The sequence below is a fragment of the Ruminococcus albus 7 = DSM 20455 genome (assembly GCF_000179635.2).
Classification (GTDB): Bacteria; Bacillota; Clostridia; order Oscillospirales; family Ruminococcaceae; genus Hominimerdicola; species Hominimerdicola alba.
Genome location: NC_014833.1, coordinates 456591 through 473066, shown reverse-complemented (window position 1 = coordinate 473066; position 16476 = coordinate 456591). Strand labels below are relative to the sequence as shown.

Here is a 16476-nt window from a genome sequence, read left to right as displayed (position 1 = left end):
TTCAATTATTGAAGGGCTTAATATCTTAAAAAGCCACGACATATTATGATAACATCTGAGATCAAAAGCACCCATCCCGGCACGTCAGTGTATAGCTCCCGATCTATGCCGTTTATTATTTAAGTTTGAAATGAACAGGCATACCGTTCTTCATGGCGATCTTTACCTCGCCCTGTATCAGCGGCAGGAAATACTTTACAGCCTCGGGCATAACATCATTTCGTGCATGATTTACCCACTTCTTCGGAAAGAACTTCTCCTTGTTAGCTACCTGCGAAGCATCTGTAGTTTCAACGGTAATAACATAGGGTACATCGCTCAGGCGCTTGAAGTATACCATCTTGCCTGTTTCTCCGGCAAGTGCGCGTTTAACACCCTCACTGCCGATAAGCTCAGCTTCGTCGATATCGGTCTTTGAGCATATATGCGATGAACATCTCTGCATAACATTAAGTTCGATAGAACGTACCTTGCAGCCTATCCTTTCCTTTACCAGCTGCTCCAGAGTCTTGCCGATGCCCGAAAGGTATTCGTGACCGAAGTTATCAACAACGATATCCTTCCTGTTCTCCTCGGGTATGCGAACACCCTCGGATACTGCAACTATTACTGCCTTGTGCTTTGCCTGCATTATGCGTACATCTTCAAGGAACTTGTCAGCATCAAGATCGCATTCGGGCAGATATATAAGGTGAGGAGCAATCTCATCGTTAGCCCTGAGAACACAGGTGGAAGCTGTCAGCCAGCCTGCGTGTCTGCCCATTACTTCAATAATGGTAACAGAATCCACCGAGTATACAGAACTGTCCCTGATTATCTCCTGAACGGTGGCTGCCACATATTTCGCAGCCGAGCCGAATCCCGGAGTATGATCGGTAACGGGAAGATCGTTGTCGATGGTCTTAGGTATACCTATCACCCTGATATCCGAACCCGCAGACCTCAGAAAAGCAGAAAGCTTATCCACTGTATCCATGGAATCATTTCCGCCGATATAGAAAAAAGCTTCGATACGATGTTTTTCAAGATTTGTCTGTATCTTGCGGTACACCTCATCGTCTGCGTCAGCCGCAGGCAGCTTGTAGCGGCATGAACCGAGCACCGTCGATGGAGTCTGCCTTAAAAGCTCCATATCCTCATTGGATCTTATCACCATTTTAAGATCAATGAGTTCGTCCTTGATCATGCCCTCGATACCGTTGATAGAACCGAAAACTGCGTCTATCCCGGGAGTTTTCAGTGCTTCCTTGAATACCCCTAGCAAAGAAGCGTTGATCGCACAGGTCGGTCCGCCCGACTGAGCAACTGCAATATTCATTTGAATACCTCCGTACATCCTTATTTCCTTATTATCTGCGGACACCACTCCGCATTTCCAACAAAAATTATAGCACATTTTGATTTCAAATAAAATAGGCAATTTCAAATATTAATAATCTTTTCCGTTTTTCACAAAAATTTGTACTGTTATTAACGGTGTAAGTGTGTATCATGGGAATATTAAGCTCATGCGCCAAAAAGAATGCTAACAAATTTTAAAAAGTTTTTTAAAAGACTTGAAATGGAGCGCGAAATATGGTATGATTATGATATGAAAATGTGCAAACGTGATTTGGGCATGAATTTTTAGCATATAAAATAATGGAGGTACTAAAAATATGGTAACAGCGGGCGATTTCAGAAATGGTATGACATTTGAAGAGGAAGGCAACGTAATGCAGATCGTTGAATTCCAGCACGTTAAGCCCGGTAAGGGTGCTGCTTTTGTAAGAGCAAAGGTAAAGAACGTTATTACAGGTTCTGTAATTGAAAAGACTTACAACCCCACAGCAAAGTTCCCTACCGCTTATGTTGAGAGAAAGGATATGGAATATTCCTACAGTGACGGCGATCTCTACTACTTCATGGATTCTGAGACATTCGAGCTCATCCCCGTAAACAAGAGCGAGCTTTCCGACAACTTCAAGTTCGTTAAGGAGAACATGGTATGTAAGATCCTTTCTTACAAGGGTCAGGTATTTGGCGTTGAGCCTCCTTTCTTCGTAGATCTCGAAGTTACAGAGACCGAGCCCGGCGAGAAGGGCAACACCGCTACTAATGCTACAAAGCCTGCGACTGTTGAAACAGGCGCTGAGATCAGAGTTCCTCTGTTCATCAACACCGGTGACAGGATCAGGATCGATACACGTACCTGCGAGTACATGGAGCGTGCATAAGTCATAGTATCAATAACATCATAACCTGAAAAGGAGGCGGCTTTAATGGAGCTTACTAACAAGGCAGCTTATATCAAGGGTCTTATGGAAGGCATGAAGATCGATGAAACTACCGATCAGGGCAAGGTACTGAAGGCAATGGCTGAACTGATGGAGGAGATGGCTAAGGCTATCGAGGACGTTACAGTACTTGCTGATGAAACTGTTGATGTAGTTGACAGCATAAGCGACGATCTTTCCGATCTGGAGGACGACTTCTACAATGAGTTCTACGGTGACGATGATGATGACGAAGATTATGACTACGATCCGGATGATGACACTCTTTATGAGTGCGTATGCCCCACATGCGGCGAAACTATCGTAATGGACGATAAAATGGTCGAGAGCGGTTCGATAGAATGTCCGAACTGTGGAGAGAGTCTTGAATTTGATTTCTCCGAGGATGAGGACGAGGAATAATATCCTGCGATCTGTTACAGGGCATATATCTATAAATTAGTTTCAGGGGTGGTGAAAGTCCACACCGGAGGTGAGCAGCAGTTTCTGTTATGCTGTAAGTCCTCGAACGCCTCGCCAGTGTGCCCGGCGCCGAACGGGTGAGAAACCCGTACCGACGGTATAGTCCGGATGAAAGAAACGACATCATAAAAATCAAAGCCCCCGAGTTTTTCTTGGGGGCTTTATCATTTGTTTACGAATATAATTATTATCTGGGGGAATCAGAATGAGTACAAAAACAGCGGGTGCTTCCTCTTCCAAAAAAATGGATGTCAAGGAAATGACGATACTGGCGATGTTCACCGCACTTGGTTATCTGTGTCTGTTCGTTTTCAGATTCAAAGTCAGCTTCCTCACCCTCGAATTCAAAGACGTGTTCATCACAATGGCAGGATTTGTTTTCGGGCCATTGGCTGCTTTGGGTGTAGCCTTGGCAGAATCTCTGCTGGAGATGGTAACACTGTCCGACACAGGATTTCTCGGGGCGGTTATGAATTTTGGCGGAAGCGCCGCATTTGCCGTTACAGCATCGCTGATATACAAGTACAACAAAAGTTTCAAGGGCGCAGTAATTGGTCTTATCGCCGCCATGTTCAGCATGACTGCCGTTATGCTGGTGATGAATTTGTTCATCACACCGATATATGCACATACCACCATTGACGAGGTAATAGGCATGATAATGCCTCTCCTGCTGCCATTCAACCTTATCAAAAGCGCACTGAATGCAGCTATATGTTTTATGCTGTATAAGCCAATATCTCAGGCATTGAAAAAGCATTCATATGCTCAGCCGCCGCGATGACGGCTTCACAGTGACCCGCAATACGATCATAGGCATCGTTATCGCCGGACTTGTCATTGTAGGTTCAATAGTACTGGTCCTGACAGTATTCGGCGGAAATTTTGAACTTGTCAAATCCAAGTGATATATGCAAAAAAGCACTCCTGATTTTCACAGGAGTGCTTTTTGATAATTGCTTTTACTTGATCTGATTCTTGAGTTTGTTCTGTTCTTCTTCCATCAGCTTCATCAGATCTTCCAGAGATGCTCCGCTGTCTACACCATTTGCAGCAGAGGATACCGGACGTCTTCTGCGTCTTTGTCCTCCGGCAGGACGTCTTGCAGGTCTTGCAGCGTTACTGCCTTCTACCAGCTGTGATGCCTTCTCGTAGTACTCATCATCTTTCAGACGCAGGCTTCCGTTGTCAGCAGGCGCCTCATTGTTCTGAGCAGGAACATTGATATCATCAGATATATCATCTGCCTTTGCCGCTTTGAACTTCTGTGTATTGCTGCCAAAACCAATAGCCTCACCGAAGTCACGTTCAGCAGCTGCAGGCTTTTTGAGTTTGTTAACATCAAAATCAAAGTCAACGTCGCTTTCAGATGCTGCCTGAGTATTTGAAGCAGCCTTTCTTACTGTCAGCTCATCCTCTTCTTCAAACTCTTCATCCTCAGAAGAAGACTGCTTTTTCCTGCGTTTAGCTATCTGCTCACTTTCGCCCTTGCCGCCGAAAAGGAAATCATCAAGTTCAACGCTTTTGACGTTTTCTTCTTCCTCTTCATCTTCTTCATACTCTTCAGGTGAATGATTAGCTATTGCTATAATAAGCTCAATAAGTACAAGCAGGAACAGAGGTACTACTGCGCAGCAGATCATACCGAACTTCTGTGTGACAAAGTTAATTACCTTGCCTGCAGTAACAAAATAGCTTGCGCATACACCTACGATATTTCCGCTTCTTATAACATGACTCTGATTTCCGTTAGTAACAATATAATCTACGCCGTTCTCTTCATCCTTTGATTCGAGATTATCCAGCCAGAAAACGCCTGTGCCAACACCATCAACATCCTCACAGAGTATCGCAGAACCGATCTTATTTTTAGGCTCGGTCAGACCATCGCGGGCTATTACCAGCACATTCTTCGGAACAACCACAGTACCGTCTTTATCGGCCTTCACCAGGTCTTCTTTTGTCATGAACAGGCTGTAGCCCATAACGCTGGGTGTAACGTCCTTGTTCTTGAACACCTTGCCAATGCCGAATATCACCAGCATTTCCAATATAATGAATACGATGAAGAACACCAGTACGTTCTTGCCCGCACTCGACTTCTTACTTGTGGAGACAGCTCCCATTTTTCAACATTCCTTTCATTTATATAAGCAAAAGCAAAAATCTGAAATCACTAAACTCTATTATAACACATCTGCTCTGAAATTTCAACCTTGTTCACTGATTTTTCACTATTATTTTTTGTCACAGCAAGGAAAAATTTGACTATTTGAACTATTTCTTCAGCCTTATGGATATATTATAGGTTACAGAGTTGTTTATCACCGAATATCCCGATGGATCATAGCCTGCATCGGGATTCATCTCAGCCCCGTGTCTTATAATAGAAAACAGACTTTCGTTGCCGGAACCGTTCCCAAACACCCAGTTCAGTGTCTGATCAAAGCATTCCCTGTCAGCGCACTTTATCCTTGCGTACTCATCCCCTGCTGACATAGCATTCCATACAGCACGGCGGAAGGCTGCCTCAGCATTATCGGACTCCTGCGCAAAATAACCGTAATAGCGGTAAAAATCATTTTCCATGGCAGTGCAGACAGGTTCGTTTATATACTTGTTTTCATCGGGGATATGGTTTCTACCCATCTCCTCATCTGTGACAGAAAAGTAATCATAGCGCAGATAGTCCTCTGCACTTTCAAACACAGGATCATCCCAGGTGACATCGCAGGCATACCACTCGCCGTCAAGCATCACCTTGTTCCATATATGCCCCTGAGAGGTGCCGTCCTCGTTTACGCCCTGACCAACAACAGGCAGGCATGGTATATCCATCCTGTCGCACAGCATCATAAGCGCCTTTGAATAGCCCTCGCACACAGCATTTCCGCCCACAAGACATCCGTAGGCTGTGTAACAGTCGCTGTCAGCCTCGTAGTACAGGCATCCGTTTACGATCGCATCATGTATGTGCCTGTATTTCAGAAAATCAGTCCACTCGGGATTTATGCCCGCACATATATGATCTATTGCCTGATCAGTAAGTATGCGGCGCATCTCACGGTCTTCAGCTGTTTTGGTATACGTTACGAACAATGCCGAAGCATAGCCGTCAGCATCCACCTGGACCGAGTAGTTCGTATCTATATAGTCTATCTCAGGCGCACTTGTTACGCACATTACCATAAGCTGACAGATATCAGCCGAGCTGACAACATCCTTCTTGATGTATATCTCCTCTTCCATATCAGCAAGACCCTTGTATATCTGCCGACAGACAGTCTGCTCGTCATCAGTGAGTTGTTTTGCAAAATAGTTGACCGCATAAGGAAGACCGATCTCAGCCGCCTCGTCATCACTGATAGAAAGGTCCTCAGTTTCTGAGGATATCTCCTCCTTGACCACGACCTCTCCGCCAGCACCGGGAAGATCTACCTTGCTCTTTCGGGTAACTAACCTGCCCTCATCCTTGCCGGATATAACAACAGGTTTCCTGTCGTCAAGCGTCCTGTAGGCATAGTAGCCTCCGCCCGCCGCCGCCAGAAGCAGTGCCAGGCTCGTAACAGCCACCAAAATCTTTCCGCTCAAAGAAATCCACTCCTTCAAAGCTCCACAGAGCCTGTGCCGTCAGCAAAGCTCTGCCCGTATCTTGCCTATCCTTCTATCCTCTGCCTCAGTCACAGTGAACTTGATGTTCTCCCATTTTACAGACGGTCTTTCACCGTCATCTGGTATATGACCAAGCAGTTCTATCACCATAGCACCTATCGTTTCAAAGGGTGAATCCTCATCGGGTTCCTTGCCAAGGGCTTCCATAACGTCCTCATAACCCGCATTACCTTCTATCTCAAAAACGCCGTCGGAGATCTTTGTTATCTCCTCACTCTCATCGTCGTATTCGTCTACGATATCGCCCACAATAGTTTCTATAAGGTCTTCAAGTGTAACAACACCGGCAGTGCCGCCGTATTCATCCACAGCGACCGCCATCTGTACTTTTTTGGCAGTGAGCTCCTTGAAAAGCTCTCCGCACTTGCGGCTCTCGGGTACAAATATTACCTCACGCATAAAATCCTTTACTGTCCTGTCCTCTGCACTCTCATGGAACACAAGTGTAAGGAGATCCTTAGCATAGATAACGCCCTGTATATCGTCTATACTGTCCTTATAAACAGGTATGCGCGAAAATCCGCTTTCTATCGCCAGTTCAACAGCCTCACGTATAGGCGCACTTTCGTCTATAGCAGCTACCTCAGTACGGTGGGTCATCACTTCATCTATACCGATATCGTCAAACTCGAAGATATTGCTGATCATCTCCGCCTGACTTTCACCGATACCGCCTGTTTCGTTAACGGCATCCACCATCATCAGTATCTCTTCTTCGGTGACATGGTCCTCTGCATTGACATTTTTCACGCCAAAAAGCCTCAGCAAAGCAGATGTCACACCGCGGCATATAATCTCCAGCGGCATGAATAATGTGAGCCAGCCTCGGTATATCCCGGCTGTCCTAAGCAGGAAACGCTCACCCACCTTACCGGCAGAACACAGTTTTTTCGGTACATTAAGGCATACAGCAGCCACCCAGACTGTCATAACAAGAACGATAACAGCGGCAGCACAGATCCCGCCTGCAGCGTTTCCACCGCCGAACCAATTAGTGAACATTTTCTTAATGGGGAAATAGTCCCACACAAATACACAGGCAAATTGTACCGATATCAGTACAATACGCGAGATAATATCAAGTGCAGTATATCTGCCGGAATGTTCCAATATTATAAGTACATTTCGGGCTCGTTTATCATTTTCCGCCAATTTTTTCAGGCGCGAGTCGGGTATTTCGGCAGCACAGCATTCACAGGCACGAAAAACCCATATAAACACGCTGCATATAAGGGGTAAAGCTACACCCATAAGCGCCGGTTCGGGAACGTCCATCAAATCAAATTCCTTTCTTCATAACAGGTACGTAATTTTAGTATACAAAAAAATACACACTTTGATACACTTTGCTAACATATATCATAACAAACATTGAGATGATTGTCAAGAACATTTTATGCAACTTACGACATTTTTCTCAATTGACAAAAATAAGGATAAAGTTTTCGTGTTTTTTATTAAAATGTTAGAATCGCTATTAAATTATACAAAAAGTTCTTTAACAGGATACAACCATACTGATATACGTATCATAGTGATATAAAACAAGACCCCCGCCGCGCCATACGCGACAGGGGCGATAAGCGGATTACGAGACTCGAACTCGCCACATCCACCTTGGGAAGGTGGCGCTCTACCGGATGAGCTAAATCCGCATATAAAAAATGCCGATAAACTATCGGCATTCAGTGGAGCGGGTCACTTGAGTTAAACAAGTTTCTCCTCTCAGGAAGAAAGGTATTCTAGCGTTGAAATAAACCCGCATTAATTAATGTATCCCGATACCTAAGCATCGGGATACTGAGAGCGGATTACGAGGCTCGAACTCGCTACCTCCACCTTGGCAAGGTGGCGCTCTACCAGATGAGCTAAATCCGCAAATGGTGCTTCCGAGTGGAATTGAACCACCGACACGGGGATTTTCAGTCCCCTGCTCTACCGACTGAGCTACAGAAGCATATAAGCGACCCGGATGAGACTCGAACTCACGACCTCCGCCGTGACAGGGCGGCGTTCTAACCAACTGAACTACCGGGCCGTGTCAGAGAGTCGTGTGCAGATAAGTTCTGCACACATCTGACTGATGGGGACTACAGGGCTCGAACCTGTGACCCTCTGCTTGTAAGGCAGATGCTCTCCCAGCTGAGCTAAACCCCCATATTCTTTCCTGTGAAGTTCGTTTCGTTTTCGTTTCGTCCCTCACAACAGTATCTATTATACACCATATCACCCCATTTGTCAATAGTTTTTTTTGATTTTTTTTGAGTTTTTTTCACTTCGTTAATAGCGCTGTATTTTAATCGTCATTCTTGAAAACTATTGCAGATATTATACAAAGGTCAAATATCTAAACGCAGTTTTACGTTATAAATACGCTTCGCTGTGCAGGCAATTAAATTATATTCTGATTATCCCGTTTACACACCAATTAATTTGGTGTAATATAAGAACTAGAAATACTCGGCGGTTATCCTTCCCCCGCCTGCGGCGGGGGAAGGATAACATCAACACGATGATTCATTGTTATATAGCACTTTTTAATGGTGTGTTAAAGGGATAACCATGAATTATATTTCCCGCTTTATTTTGTTGTTGCAATTTCGGGTATCCGGTGTTATAATATACTTATCAAACATACAGGAGGTCAAAAATGTTATACTATATTAAGAGCACTCTTGAAAAGGCAGAGGAAACCATCAGCGGCAAGCAGGGCGCTAAATACGTAGCTGTACTTACTTCTGCAGAATGGATGGAGTTCAAGGATACTTTCGATATGGGCATTGAGATGGACATTGATCTTTCGGCTGTCCATTCAACCAAAGCCGAGGTCAACTACGATTCACTGACAGGTACCTTCTCTGTCCCTGACCGCAGAAACCTCTCAGGCACAAATACAAATTTCGCCTTCGCACTGGATGAGAAGGGTATAGTATTCATTGATGACAGCGGTATGGTCGAAAAGATCCTGCAAAGTATCATACGCACTAAAAAATGGGCACTGCCAAGTCTTGAAAGATTCATATACGATTTTCTGGAACAACTTGTCACCGGTGATCAGGCCATGCTGGAAAAGTATGACAAGGAGCTTGATACCATTGAATCGGATATACTTTCAGGCTCAGAAGCTGATCCGACGCCAAGGGTCAACCATATACGCAGTGACCTCAGAGATCTTCGCATCCATTACGAACAGCTTCAGGATCTGGCACAGGAACTTGAGGAAAATGAGAACGACTTCTTCAAAAAGGATAATGTAAGATATTTCCACCTGTTCAATCAGCGCATATCCCGTCTGCACGATATGACCTCCTCTCTGCGCGATTATTCCATACAGATACGCGACCTGTATCAGTCAAGACTCGATATCAAGCAGAACAGGATAATGACTCTGCTCACGGTTATCACCTCTATATTCATGCCGCTTACACTGATAGCAGGCTGGTACGGCATGAACTTCAAATATATGCCCGAGCTTGAGTATAAGATATCCTATCCTATCGTTATCGCGCTCAGTATAGTTATAGTAATTTTCAGCCTCATATTCTTCAAAAGGAAAAAATGGCTTTGATATGACATTATTTAAGGGACAGCTGACTTGTTCACAGCTGTCCCTTTTATGTTACCTTTATATTCTGATCGTCTTACATCTGCATCGCTTTAAAGTAGCTTTCGATAGCTTCCTTTGGTGCTGTAAAAGTTCCTTGTATCATCTGATCCGAGCCTCCGCCCTTTCCGCCCAGAGCCAAGTTGATATCCTTAGCCATGGCACGCAGCGGCAGCTTCTCGGATGCTATGATATAGCCAAAGCCTGCCGCATCCTCCGAAAGCACAGCCACCGCACCGTCAGTAAGCTTTACAGCATGGTTGGCTATCTTCTGCATATTGTTCCTGCCGATACCTCTTGTGAATACGCAGAAGCTTTTTCTGCTGTCATTTTTTATGCTTCCGATGATATCCTCTGCCGCACGGCGCTCGTTTTCCGCAAGCTGTTTTTTAAGCGCTGCGTTTTCGCCAAGCAGCTTTTCAACAGCATCTGCAGTTTTTTCAGGCTTAGCAGACAGCATACGCGATATAGCAGCATTACTTTCCATCCTCTGCCTTATCAGATCAAGCGCATCCAGTCCGCATATTATATGCAGCCTTGTTCCGCCGCGGTTGCTCTCAGCGGATATGACCTTTATTATACCTATACTTCCCGTTGAAGGAAAATGTGGCGCACAGCAGGCGCAGCGGTCAATGCCCTCAATGGTCACTATCCTGACATTTTCGGTCATTTCCAGCTTGCTGCGATATTCCATACAGGATAACTCCTCGCCATCAGGATAGCTTATGGTGATAGGTACATCAGCGGCAACAGCCTCATTGGCTTTCTGTTCGCATATCCTTATATCCTCAGCCGATATGACACCGTCAAGATCAAGAAGCACTTCCTCCGAGCCCATGTGGAATCCTACGTTCTCATAGCCCGTCATATTATGGATAAATCCCATAAGAAGGTGCTCCCCCGAATGGTTCTGCATCCTTCTGATACGTATATCCGCATCTATCTCACCGTATACCTTTTTACCGACCTCCAGCGATGACCTGCACAGGTGAATGACTTCACCGTTTCTTTCATAGGTATCTGTTACCTTTACTCCGTCAAGAGTACCTGCATCGCCTGCCTGTCCTCCGCCTTCAGGAAAAAAAGCCGTTCTGTCGAGTATGACTTCATATCCCTTTTCAGTTTCAGCACAGGCTGTCACTTGCGCATCAAAAGCAAACAGCGTGCCGTTATCAAACAGTTTCTCCGTCATATAATTACCCCTCTATATCTTTTCAAGTATCAGCTTGATATGAGTATGCTCATCAAGATCTGCTATCCTGTTTTCATCTATGTCCATAAACCAGACCTACGAAAATGATGATATGAAAAAATTATAGCATTTTTGCAGATAGTTGTCAATCTTGCAGCCCACAAAAAAGCTGCCGCCCGCAGGCAGCAGCGTAATATCATATACTGTAAAGATCAGCTTCATCAAAATCGCGTGCAACGATATCCGCGATAGTTATACCGTCTACTACATAATTTATGGCAGAATACAGCTTCTCCCAGATAAATAATGTAGGGCAGGCTTTAGCACGAGGACACAGATTTTCATCCGTTTCAAGACAGGCAACAGGTGCAAGGCTGCCCTCTGTCAGCCGCAGTATCATACCTACTGTGTACTTTTCAGGCGGATAAGCCAGCGTATAGCCGCCGCCTGCGCCCCTGACACTGCGCACATAGCCTGAGCGGCTGAGTATAGAAATAATCTGTTCCAGATATTTATCACTTATGTTCTGTCTTTCAGCTATTACCTTTATAGGTATATAGCCATCATCCTTATGTTCAGCAAGATCAGTCATTAATCTGAGCGCATATCTTCCCTTTGTGGAGATCTTCATAGCTTCCCTCCTTAGTTGGTTTAGTAATCCTATGGTTGTAATATGATTTTATTATAACCGATTTTCCACGGAATGTCAAGTCCCGCCGCTATCGTTATTTCTTTATATACAGTCTTTCTCCGCACTTCGGGCAGATAACTATATGACTGCCTTTGTCAGGCGGCACATCAAGCAGCTTTCCACACCGGCATCGAAGTCCTTCAGGTGCACTTTTTTTCAGCTGACTAAGGGGCGTGTACCCTCTGTTATCAGTAACATACTTACCGGGCTTGCCATTTTTACCTGTCAGCTTATTCAGAAAGAGTATGAACCTGATATTTTCAGCCTGACGTCTGCTTATCTGCTTTGAAAACACACGGGATGTATTGATTATCATAGCCAGCCCGGTCACTCCCATTATACCGCTGACAGATATGTGCGGTATGCGACACAGCAGAGTATTTGTCAGCAGAACTATTATCAGGCAGACCACAGTCACTGCGAAAAACAGCATATCAAAGCCGTAACGCCCTTTCATAAAGTCTGGTTTTTTCATAGCCATTTCTCCTTTATTGATATATCCACTCAAAACGGTCTTTACTTTTGTAGATCGTTCAATTAAGTAAAAACACCCTCGCCGCGTTTAAGCCGAGGGTGTGGATAAACTATTTATGTTGATCGTACCTATCAGTCGATCTCGACCATAATCTTCTGTCCGAGCTTGGAAGCAGCCGCTCTCATAACAACGCGGATAGCCTTTGCGATCCTGCCCTGCTTGCCGATTACTCTTCCCATGTCATCCTGTGCTACGTGAAGATGATATACGATAACACCTTCATCGTTAGGCTCGTCAACACTGACCTCGACAGCTGTCTTGTCCTCGACCAGATCGGTCACGATAGTTTTCAGTAATTCTTCCATCGCTAAAACTCCTTACCTCCCGCAAAAGTTATCGGTAAGGCAGATGCGGGATACTGTTACCTTACCGATCAGAGTTGTTTGTGCCTGATTCCCGATTACAGTGTGCCGTTCTTCTTCAGGATAGCCTTTACTGTGTCGGTAGGCTGTGCGCCCTTAGCGATCCAGCTCTTAACCTTTTCGTCATCGACCTTTACCAGGGAAGGCTCCTTGGTAGGATCATAATAGCCCAGCTCCTCGATAAATCTACCATCTCTGGGATATCTGGAGTCAGCAACAACAAGTCTGTAGAAAGGAGCCTTCTTAGCACCCATTCTTCTCAGTCTGATCTTAACTGCCATTTGTATTCACCTCCATAAACTTTCCTTAATATATCAAAGCGGGGAACTCCGCATTGAAAACATTATATAAAACAATACCGATCAACTTCCTCCGGGATGCATCCCAGCAAGGATCTTCAACTAAGCTCCCGTAAAACAAAGTACAGCACCTACAGCGATTATGAACGCACCGAGTCCCATATAGAACTTTCTTGCGCCGTCACGGCCGAGCACCTTTACCCAGAAACGTGCTTTGCTGCTGTTCATGAACCAGTCGTAGTCCTTGTACGCACAGAATATACAGAAGAAACCTGCCGCAAACCCAAATATTGCTGCTATCGTATTGCTCATTCTGTTACCTCACGTATCAGCCTTATTTAGGCTGTTTTCCTGCACCCAGACCTTTCAGCAGTGCAGCTCTCTTGCGTCTTGCTCCCTTGCCGTGGAGAAGTCCACCGCCGCCGATACCGAACTGTTTCATCATCTTCTTCATATCCTCATACTGCTTCAGAAGCTGATTAACATCTGATACCTGTGTGCCGCTGCCCGCAGCGATACGTCTTTTACGCTTAGGATCTATTATCGCAGGCTTCTTGCGTTCAGCCTTGGTCATGGAATGAATCATAGCCTCGGTCTTTTTCAGTGCAGCCTCGCCCATTTCAAGATCCTCATCGGATACTTTATTTGCACCGGGAAGCATCGAGATGATGTTCTTGATACTGCCCATTTTGTGGATCTGCTTCATCTGTTCCAAGAGGTCATTCAGGTCGAAGCCTTCCTCCTGCATCTTCTTTGCAAGCTTCTCAGCTTCCTCTTCATCAACCGTCTGGCTCGCTTTTTCGATAAGAGTGAGCATATCACCCATGCCCAGTATCCTTGAAGCCATTCTCTCGGGGTGGAAAGGCTCGAACTCGTCAAGCTTTTCGCCCATGCCCACGAACTTGATAGGCTTACCTGTAACAGCCAGCACTGACAGCGCAGCACCGCCACGTGTATCTGAATCGAGCTTTGTCAGTATGACCGAATCTATACCCAGTGCCTCATCAAAGCTTGAAGCCACCTTGACGGCATCCTGACCGATCATCGCATCGACTACCAGCATGATCTCGCTGGGTTCTGCTATCTTCTTGATATCCTTCAGCTCATCCATGAGCTCTTCATCAATGTGCAGACGACCTGCGGTATCGATTATGACCATATCGTTGCCGTAGTCCTTAGCCTGTTTAAGACCTTCCTTAACTATCTTGCGGGGATCGATCTGACCCATCTCGAATACAGGCACCTGCGCCTTCTCTGCTACTATCTTCAGCTGATCGATAGCTGCAGGTCTGTAGACGTCCGCAGCTATCAGCAGAGGTCTGCTGCCCTGGCGCTTGAACATCTTAGCCAGCTTTGCTGCATGAGTAGTCTTACCTGAACCCTGCAAGCCGCACATCATTATAACACAAGGCGGTTTGCTGGGGAAATTTATCTTTGAGTTTGCCTCGCCCATCAGCTTGACAAGCTCCTCATTAACTATCTTTATCACCTGCTGTGCGGGAGTTAGGCTTTTCAGCACGTCCTCACCGACACTTCTCTCGGTGACGTTAGCCACGAAATCCTTGACCACCTTATAGCTTACGTCAGCCTCCAGCAGAGCCATCTTGACTTCTTTCATAGCCTCCTTGACGTCTGCCTCGGTAAGTTTTCCTCTGCCTTTAAGCTTTTTGAAAACGCCGCCGAGCTTTTCGCTCAATCCTTCAAATGCCATAAGTATGCCTCCCTGTCCGTGGTGTGTATGTAAATGCCGTCATTCTGCGGCTTCATCAATAATTTCTTCAGTTTCGTATTCGGCCAGCTTGCTGTCAAGATTTTCAAGCAGTACTATCGTCTTTTCAGCGATAGGTCTTGAAAGACTGATGCGCTTACACTCGTTGAATATATCCAGCGCCTGCGCCTTGAATTCCTTCAGTTCCTCAACATAAGCCTTTTGTGCCTTCAGCAGACCAAGCTTTTCTTCGTACTCTTCAAGCGCCTTTTCACAGTGCTTGACAGCATCGTGTACGCCCTGTCGGGAGATACCGCACTCTGCTGCGACCTCACCAAGACTGAGGTCATCATTATAATACAGATCCATGATATTGAACTGCTTCTCTGTCAGGAGCCTGCCGTACAAATCGAGCAGAATATACATTTCAAAGCTCTTAGCCATACCATAGACCTCCTGTTCTGCAGGTTCTTCCATAATTGTCCGCTGTCCTTCACAAGGTACTGCGAACTTTTTTGGATACCTGTAAAGTTTCTCAGCTTTACAACATCACCTATTATATAACACTTTTCTCTGTTTGTCAAGGGGCTCAGAACAAAAACATAAAATTTTACAATTTATTATATAAATCACGCGATTTATATGTTATACTTTAAGGATAATGATTAGTAGGGATATATAATGAAACAAGAGGAGGTTATGACAAGATGCTGACCTGCACACTGAAGAACGAAAAATACGAGATAAAGATACCATGCCTGACATATGGCACGGCTAATTTTGAAAGACACGATAATGATGATGCTTATTTTTCCTGCCTGGATAAATATATCGAGCTTGGCGGCTGGTGTATAGACACTGCCCGCGTTTACTGTGAATGGATCGAAGGCGGTGCTGATTCAAGCGAATCTGTTATCGGCAGATGGCTGGAATCCAGAAAATGTCGTGACAAGGTTATCATCTCCACAAAGGGTGGTCATCACGACCTCGAAACAGGCGAGTCCCGTCTTGACAGGGCAAGCCTTGAAGCAGACCTTGCAAAGAGTCTTGAATGTCTTAAAACTGACTACGTAGATATTTATTTTCTTCATCGCGATGATCCGCATATTCCCGTTGAAGAAATAATGCCTATACTGAACGAAATGTATATATCCGGGAAGATACATTTCATAGGTGTATCTAACTGGACTACCGCACGTATCGAAAAAGCCAACCGCTATGCCCGCGAGAATGGACTTGAACCTATCCGCATCAGCCAGATAAACTATTCACTCGCACACGCAAGCACCGATATACTCGGTGATAAAACACTCGTATGCATGGATACAAGGGAATTCGGGTGGTACAGACGACACAATTTCCCTGTGATGGCATTCTCGCCCCAGGCTAAAGGCTTTTTCGCAAAGCTTGCGAGAGGTGATGCAGCTACAAATCTGCCGGAAAGCCAGTTTGCTTCTACAGCGAACCTTGCACGTCTTGCAAGAGTAAAACAGCTATGCGATAAAACAGGCACACCTCCTGCGGTAGTTCCTCTGGGCTACCTGAACAGCCAGCCATTCTTTGTATCATCTGTATTTGCCGTTACAAAGCTCTGGCAGATGGAGGAGAACATGGCAGCACAGGATATGGTCTATGATGAAAAGACCCTTGCATTCCTTGATAACAGAATATGACC

17 protein-coding genes, 5 tRNA genes and 1 riboswitch are annotated in these 16476 nt (G+C 45.2%); of the genes, 5 read left to right on the top strand and 17 right to left on the bottom strand.

From position 1 onward, the window contains the following. Window positions 1-115 precede the first annotated feature (115 nt). Window positions 116-1318 (bottom strand): 6-phosphofructokinase, encoded by a 1203-nt coding sequence (locus tag RUMAL_RS02215; protein ID WP_013497178.1) that lies wholly within the window; start codon window positions 1316-1318, stop codon window positions 116-118. A gap of 340 nt (window positions 1319-1658) precedes the next feature. Between RUMAL_RS02215 and efp the strand changes: the two genes are divergently transcribed. From efp to RUMAL_RS02200, 3 genes are all read left to right on the top strand, one after another. Continuing rightward, entirely contained in the window at window positions 1659-2216 is a 558-nt protein-coding gene (gene efp / locus RUMAL_RS02210) for an elongation factor P (RefSeq protein WP_013497177.1), read from the top strand. 45 nt (window positions 2217-2261) lie between these two features. Then, window positions 2262-2678 (top strand): CD1247 N-terminal domain-containing protein, encoded by a 417-nt coding sequence (locus RUMAL_RS02205; RefSeq protein ID WP_013497176.1) that lies wholly within the window; start codon window positions 2262-2264, stop codon window positions 2676-2678. Between the two features lie 34 nt (window positions 2679-2712). Beyond that, a riboswitch (FMN riboswitch) is annotated at window positions 2713-2862 on the top strand. Between the two features lie 81 nt (window positions 2863-2943). Then, on the top strand, window positions 2944-3522 hold the full coding sequence (locus tag RUMAL_RS02200; RefSeq protein WP_013497175.1) for an ECF transporter S component: 579 nt from the start codon (window positions 2944-2946) through the stop codon (window positions 3520-3522). Window positions 3523-3700: 178 nt separating this feature from the next. Here RUMAL_RS02200 and RUMAL_RS02195 read toward each other — a convergent pair whose 3' ends face one another. The 8 genes from RUMAL_RS02195 to RUMAL_RS02160 form a co-directional block, all read right to left on the bottom strand. Then, window positions 3701-4864 (bottom strand): hypothetical protein, encoded by a 1164-nt coding sequence (locus RUMAL_RS02195; protein ID WP_013497174.1) that lies wholly within the window; start codon window positions 4862-4864, stop codon window positions 3701-3703. Window positions 4865-5015: 151 nt separating this feature from the next. Beyond that, window positions 5016-6329 carry a transglutaminase domain-containing protein gene (locus tag RUMAL_RS02190; protein WP_013497173.1) on the bottom strand — a complete coding sequence of 438 codons (1314 nt, stop codon included), beginning with the start codon at window positions 6327-6329 and terminating at the stop codon, window positions 5016-5018. Between the two features lie 39 nt (window positions 6330-6368). Continuing rightward, the gene (locus RUMAL_RS02185; RefSeq protein WP_013497172.1) at window positions 6369-7685 is read right to left on the bottom strand and encodes a hemolysin family protein; all 1317 of its coding nucleotides are present in this window, start codon (window positions 7683-7685) and stop codon (window positions 6369-6371) included. 307 nt (window positions 7686-7992) lie between these two features. Then, window positions 7993-8065: transfer RNA gene (locus RUMAL_RS02180), tRNA-Gly, on the bottom strand. 150 nt (window positions 8066-8215) lie between these two features. Then, window positions 8216-8288 (bottom strand) — tRNA-Gly (locus tag RUMAL_RS02175). 3 nt (window positions 8289-8291) lie between these two features. Then, window positions 8292-8367, bottom strand: a tRNA-Phe gene (locus RUMAL_RS02170). A 7-nt stretch (window positions 8368-8374) separates the two neighbouring features. Further along, a tRNA-Asp gene (locus tag RUMAL_RS02165) sits at window positions 8375-8448 on the bottom strand. Window positions 8449-8494: 46 nt separating this feature from the next. Beyond that, window positions 8495-8567, bottom strand: a tRNA-Val gene (locus RUMAL_RS02160). A 493-nt stretch (window positions 8568-9060) separates the two neighbouring features. Between RUMAL_RS02160 and RUMAL_RS02155 the strand changes: the two genes are divergently transcribed. Next, a complete protein-coding gene (locus RUMAL_RS02155; RefSeq protein ID WP_013497171.1) occupies window positions 9061-9978 on the top strand; it encodes a magnesium transporter CorA family protein in 918 nt (305 codons plus the stop codon). A 73-nt stretch (window positions 9979-10051) separates the two neighbouring features. On the opposite strand, the gene RUMAL_RS02150 is transcribed toward RUMAL_RS02155, so the two are convergent. The 8 genes from RUMAL_RS02150 to RUMAL_RS02115 all read right to left on the bottom strand — a co-directional run bounded on the left by RUMAL_RS02150 (window position 10052) and on the right by RUMAL_RS02115 (window position 15245). After that, window positions 10052-11206, bottom strand: a complete 1155-nt coding sequence (locus RUMAL_RS02150) for an alanyl-tRNA editing protein (RefSeq protein WP_013497170.1) — start codon at window positions 11204-11206, stop codon at window positions 10052-10054. Window positions 11207-11402: 196 nt separating this feature from the next. Then, the gene (locus tag RUMAL_RS02145; protein WP_013497169.1) at window positions 11403-11837 is read right to left on the bottom strand and encodes an RrF2 family transcriptional regulator; all 435 of its coding nucleotides are present in this window, start codon (window positions 11835-11837) and stop codon (window positions 11403-11405) included. Window positions 11838-11931: 94 nt separating this feature from the next. Next, window positions 11932-12372, bottom strand: a complete 441-nt coding sequence (locus RUMAL_RS02140) for a hypothetical protein (RefSeq protein WP_013497168.1) — start codon at window positions 12370-12372, stop codon at window positions 11932-11934. Window positions 12373-12503: 131 nt separating this feature from the next. Next, on the bottom strand, window positions 12504-12737 hold the full coding sequence (locus RUMAL_RS02135; RefSeq protein WP_013497167.1) for a KH domain-containing protein: 234 nt from the start codon (window positions 12735-12737) through the stop codon (window positions 12504-12506). Window positions 12738-12832: 95 nt separating this feature from the next. Further along, window positions 12833-13075: a 30S ribosomal protein S16 gene (gene rpsP, locus RUMAL_RS02130; protein WP_013497166.1), complete on the bottom strand. Its 243-nt coding sequence runs from the start codon at window positions 13073-13075 to the stop codon at window positions 12833-12835. 120 nt (window positions 13076-13195) lie between these two features. Beyond that, on the bottom strand, window positions 13196-13405 hold the full coding sequence (locus tag RUMAL_RS02125; RefSeq protein WP_013497165.1) for an immunity 17 family protein: 210 nt from the start codon (window positions 13403-13405) through the stop codon (window positions 13196-13198). Between the two features lie 22 nt (window positions 13406-13427). Next, window positions 13428-14804 carry a signal recognition particle protein gene (ffh, locus tag RUMAL_RS02120; RefSeq protein WP_013497164.1) on the bottom strand — a complete coding sequence of 459 codons (1377 nt, stop codon included), beginning with the start codon at window positions 14802-14804 and terminating at the stop codon, window positions 13428-13430. Between the two features lie 39 nt (window positions 14805-14843). Further along, complete coding sequence (locus tag RUMAL_RS02115) at window positions 14844-15245, bottom strand: putative DNA-binding protein (RefSeq protein ID WP_013497163.1); 402 nt, start codon at window positions 15243-15245, stop codon at window positions 14844-14846. Window positions 15246-15508: 263 nt separating this feature from the next. Between RUMAL_RS02115 and RUMAL_RS02110 the strand changes: the two genes are divergently transcribed. Next, on the top strand, window positions 15509-16474 hold the full coding sequence (locus RUMAL_RS02110) for an aldo/keto reductase (protein ID WP_013497162.1): 966 nt from the start codon (window positions 15509-15511) through the stop codon (window positions 16472-16474). Window positions 16475-16476 lie beyond the last annotated feature (2 nt).

What these genes read in the sequence shown, in the direction of transcription:
- RUMAL_RS02215 (WP_013497178.1), bottom strand. Translation starts at nt 1,318, where the DNA reads ATGAATATTGCAGTTGCTCAGTCGGGCGGACCGACCTGTGCGATCAAC.
- efp (WP_013497177.1), top strand. Translation starts at nt 1,659, where the DNA reads ATGGTAACAGCGGGCGATTTCAGAAATGGTATGACATTTGAAGAGGAA.
- RUMAL_RS02205 (WP_013497176.1), top strand. Translation starts at nt 2,262, where the DNA reads ATGGAGCTTACTAACAAGGCAGCTTATATCAAGGGTCTTATGGAAGGC.
- RUMAL_RS02200 (WP_013497175.1), top strand. Translation starts at nt 2,944, where the DNA reads ATGAGTACAAAAACAGCGGGTGCTTCCTCTTCCAAAAAAATGGATGTC.
- RUMAL_RS02195 (WP_013497174.1), bottom strand. Translation starts at nt 4,864, where the DNA reads ATGGGAGCTGTCTCCACAAGTAAGAAGTCGAGTGCGGGCAAGAACGTA.
- RUMAL_RS02185 (WP_013497172.1), bottom strand. Translation starts at nt 7,685, where the DNA reads ATGGACGTTCCCGAACCGGCGCTTATGGGTGTAGCTTTACCCCTTATA.
- RUMAL_RS02155 (WP_013497171.1), top strand. Translation starts at nt 9,061, where the DNA reads ATGTTATACTATATTAAGAGCACTCTTGAAAAGGCAGAGGAAACCATC.
- RUMAL_RS02150 (WP_013497170.1), bottom strand. Translation starts at nt 11,206, where the DNA reads ATGACGGAGAAACTGTTTGATAACGGCACGCTGTTTGCTTTTGATGCG.
- RUMAL_RS02145 (WP_013497169.1), bottom strand. Translation starts at nt 11,837, where the DNA reads ATGAAGATCTCCACAAAGGGAAGATATGCGCTCAGATTAATGACTGAT.
- RUMAL_RS02140 (WP_013497168.1), bottom strand. Translation starts at nt 12,372, where the DNA reads ATGAAAAAACCAGACTTTATGAAAGGGCGTTACGGCTTTGATATGCTG.
- RUMAL_RS02135 (WP_013497167.1), bottom strand. Translation starts at nt 12,737, where the DNA reads ATGGAAGAATTACTGAAAACTATCGTGACCGATCTGGTCGAGGACAAG.
- rpsP (WP_013497166.1), bottom strand. Translation starts at nt 13,075, where the DNA reads ATGGCAGTTAAGATCAGACTGAGAAGAATGGGTGCTAAGAAGGCTCCT.
- RUMAL_RS02125 (WP_013497165.1), bottom strand. Translation starts at nt 13,405, where the DNA reads ATGAGCAATACGATAGCAGCAATATTTGGGTTTGCGGCAGGTTTCTTC.
- ffh (WP_013497164.1), bottom strand. Translation starts at nt 14,804, where the DNA reads ATGGCATTTGAAGGATTGAGCGAAAAGCTCGGCGGCGTTTTCAAAAAG.
- RUMAL_RS02115 (WP_013497163.1), bottom strand. Translation starts at nt 15,245, where the DNA reads ATGGCTAAGAGCTTTGAAATGTATATTCTGCTCGATTTGTACGGCAGG.
- RUMAL_RS02110 (WP_013497162.1), top strand. Translation starts at nt 15,509, where the DNA reads ATGCTGACCTGCACACTGAAGAACGAAAAATACGAGATAAAGATACCA.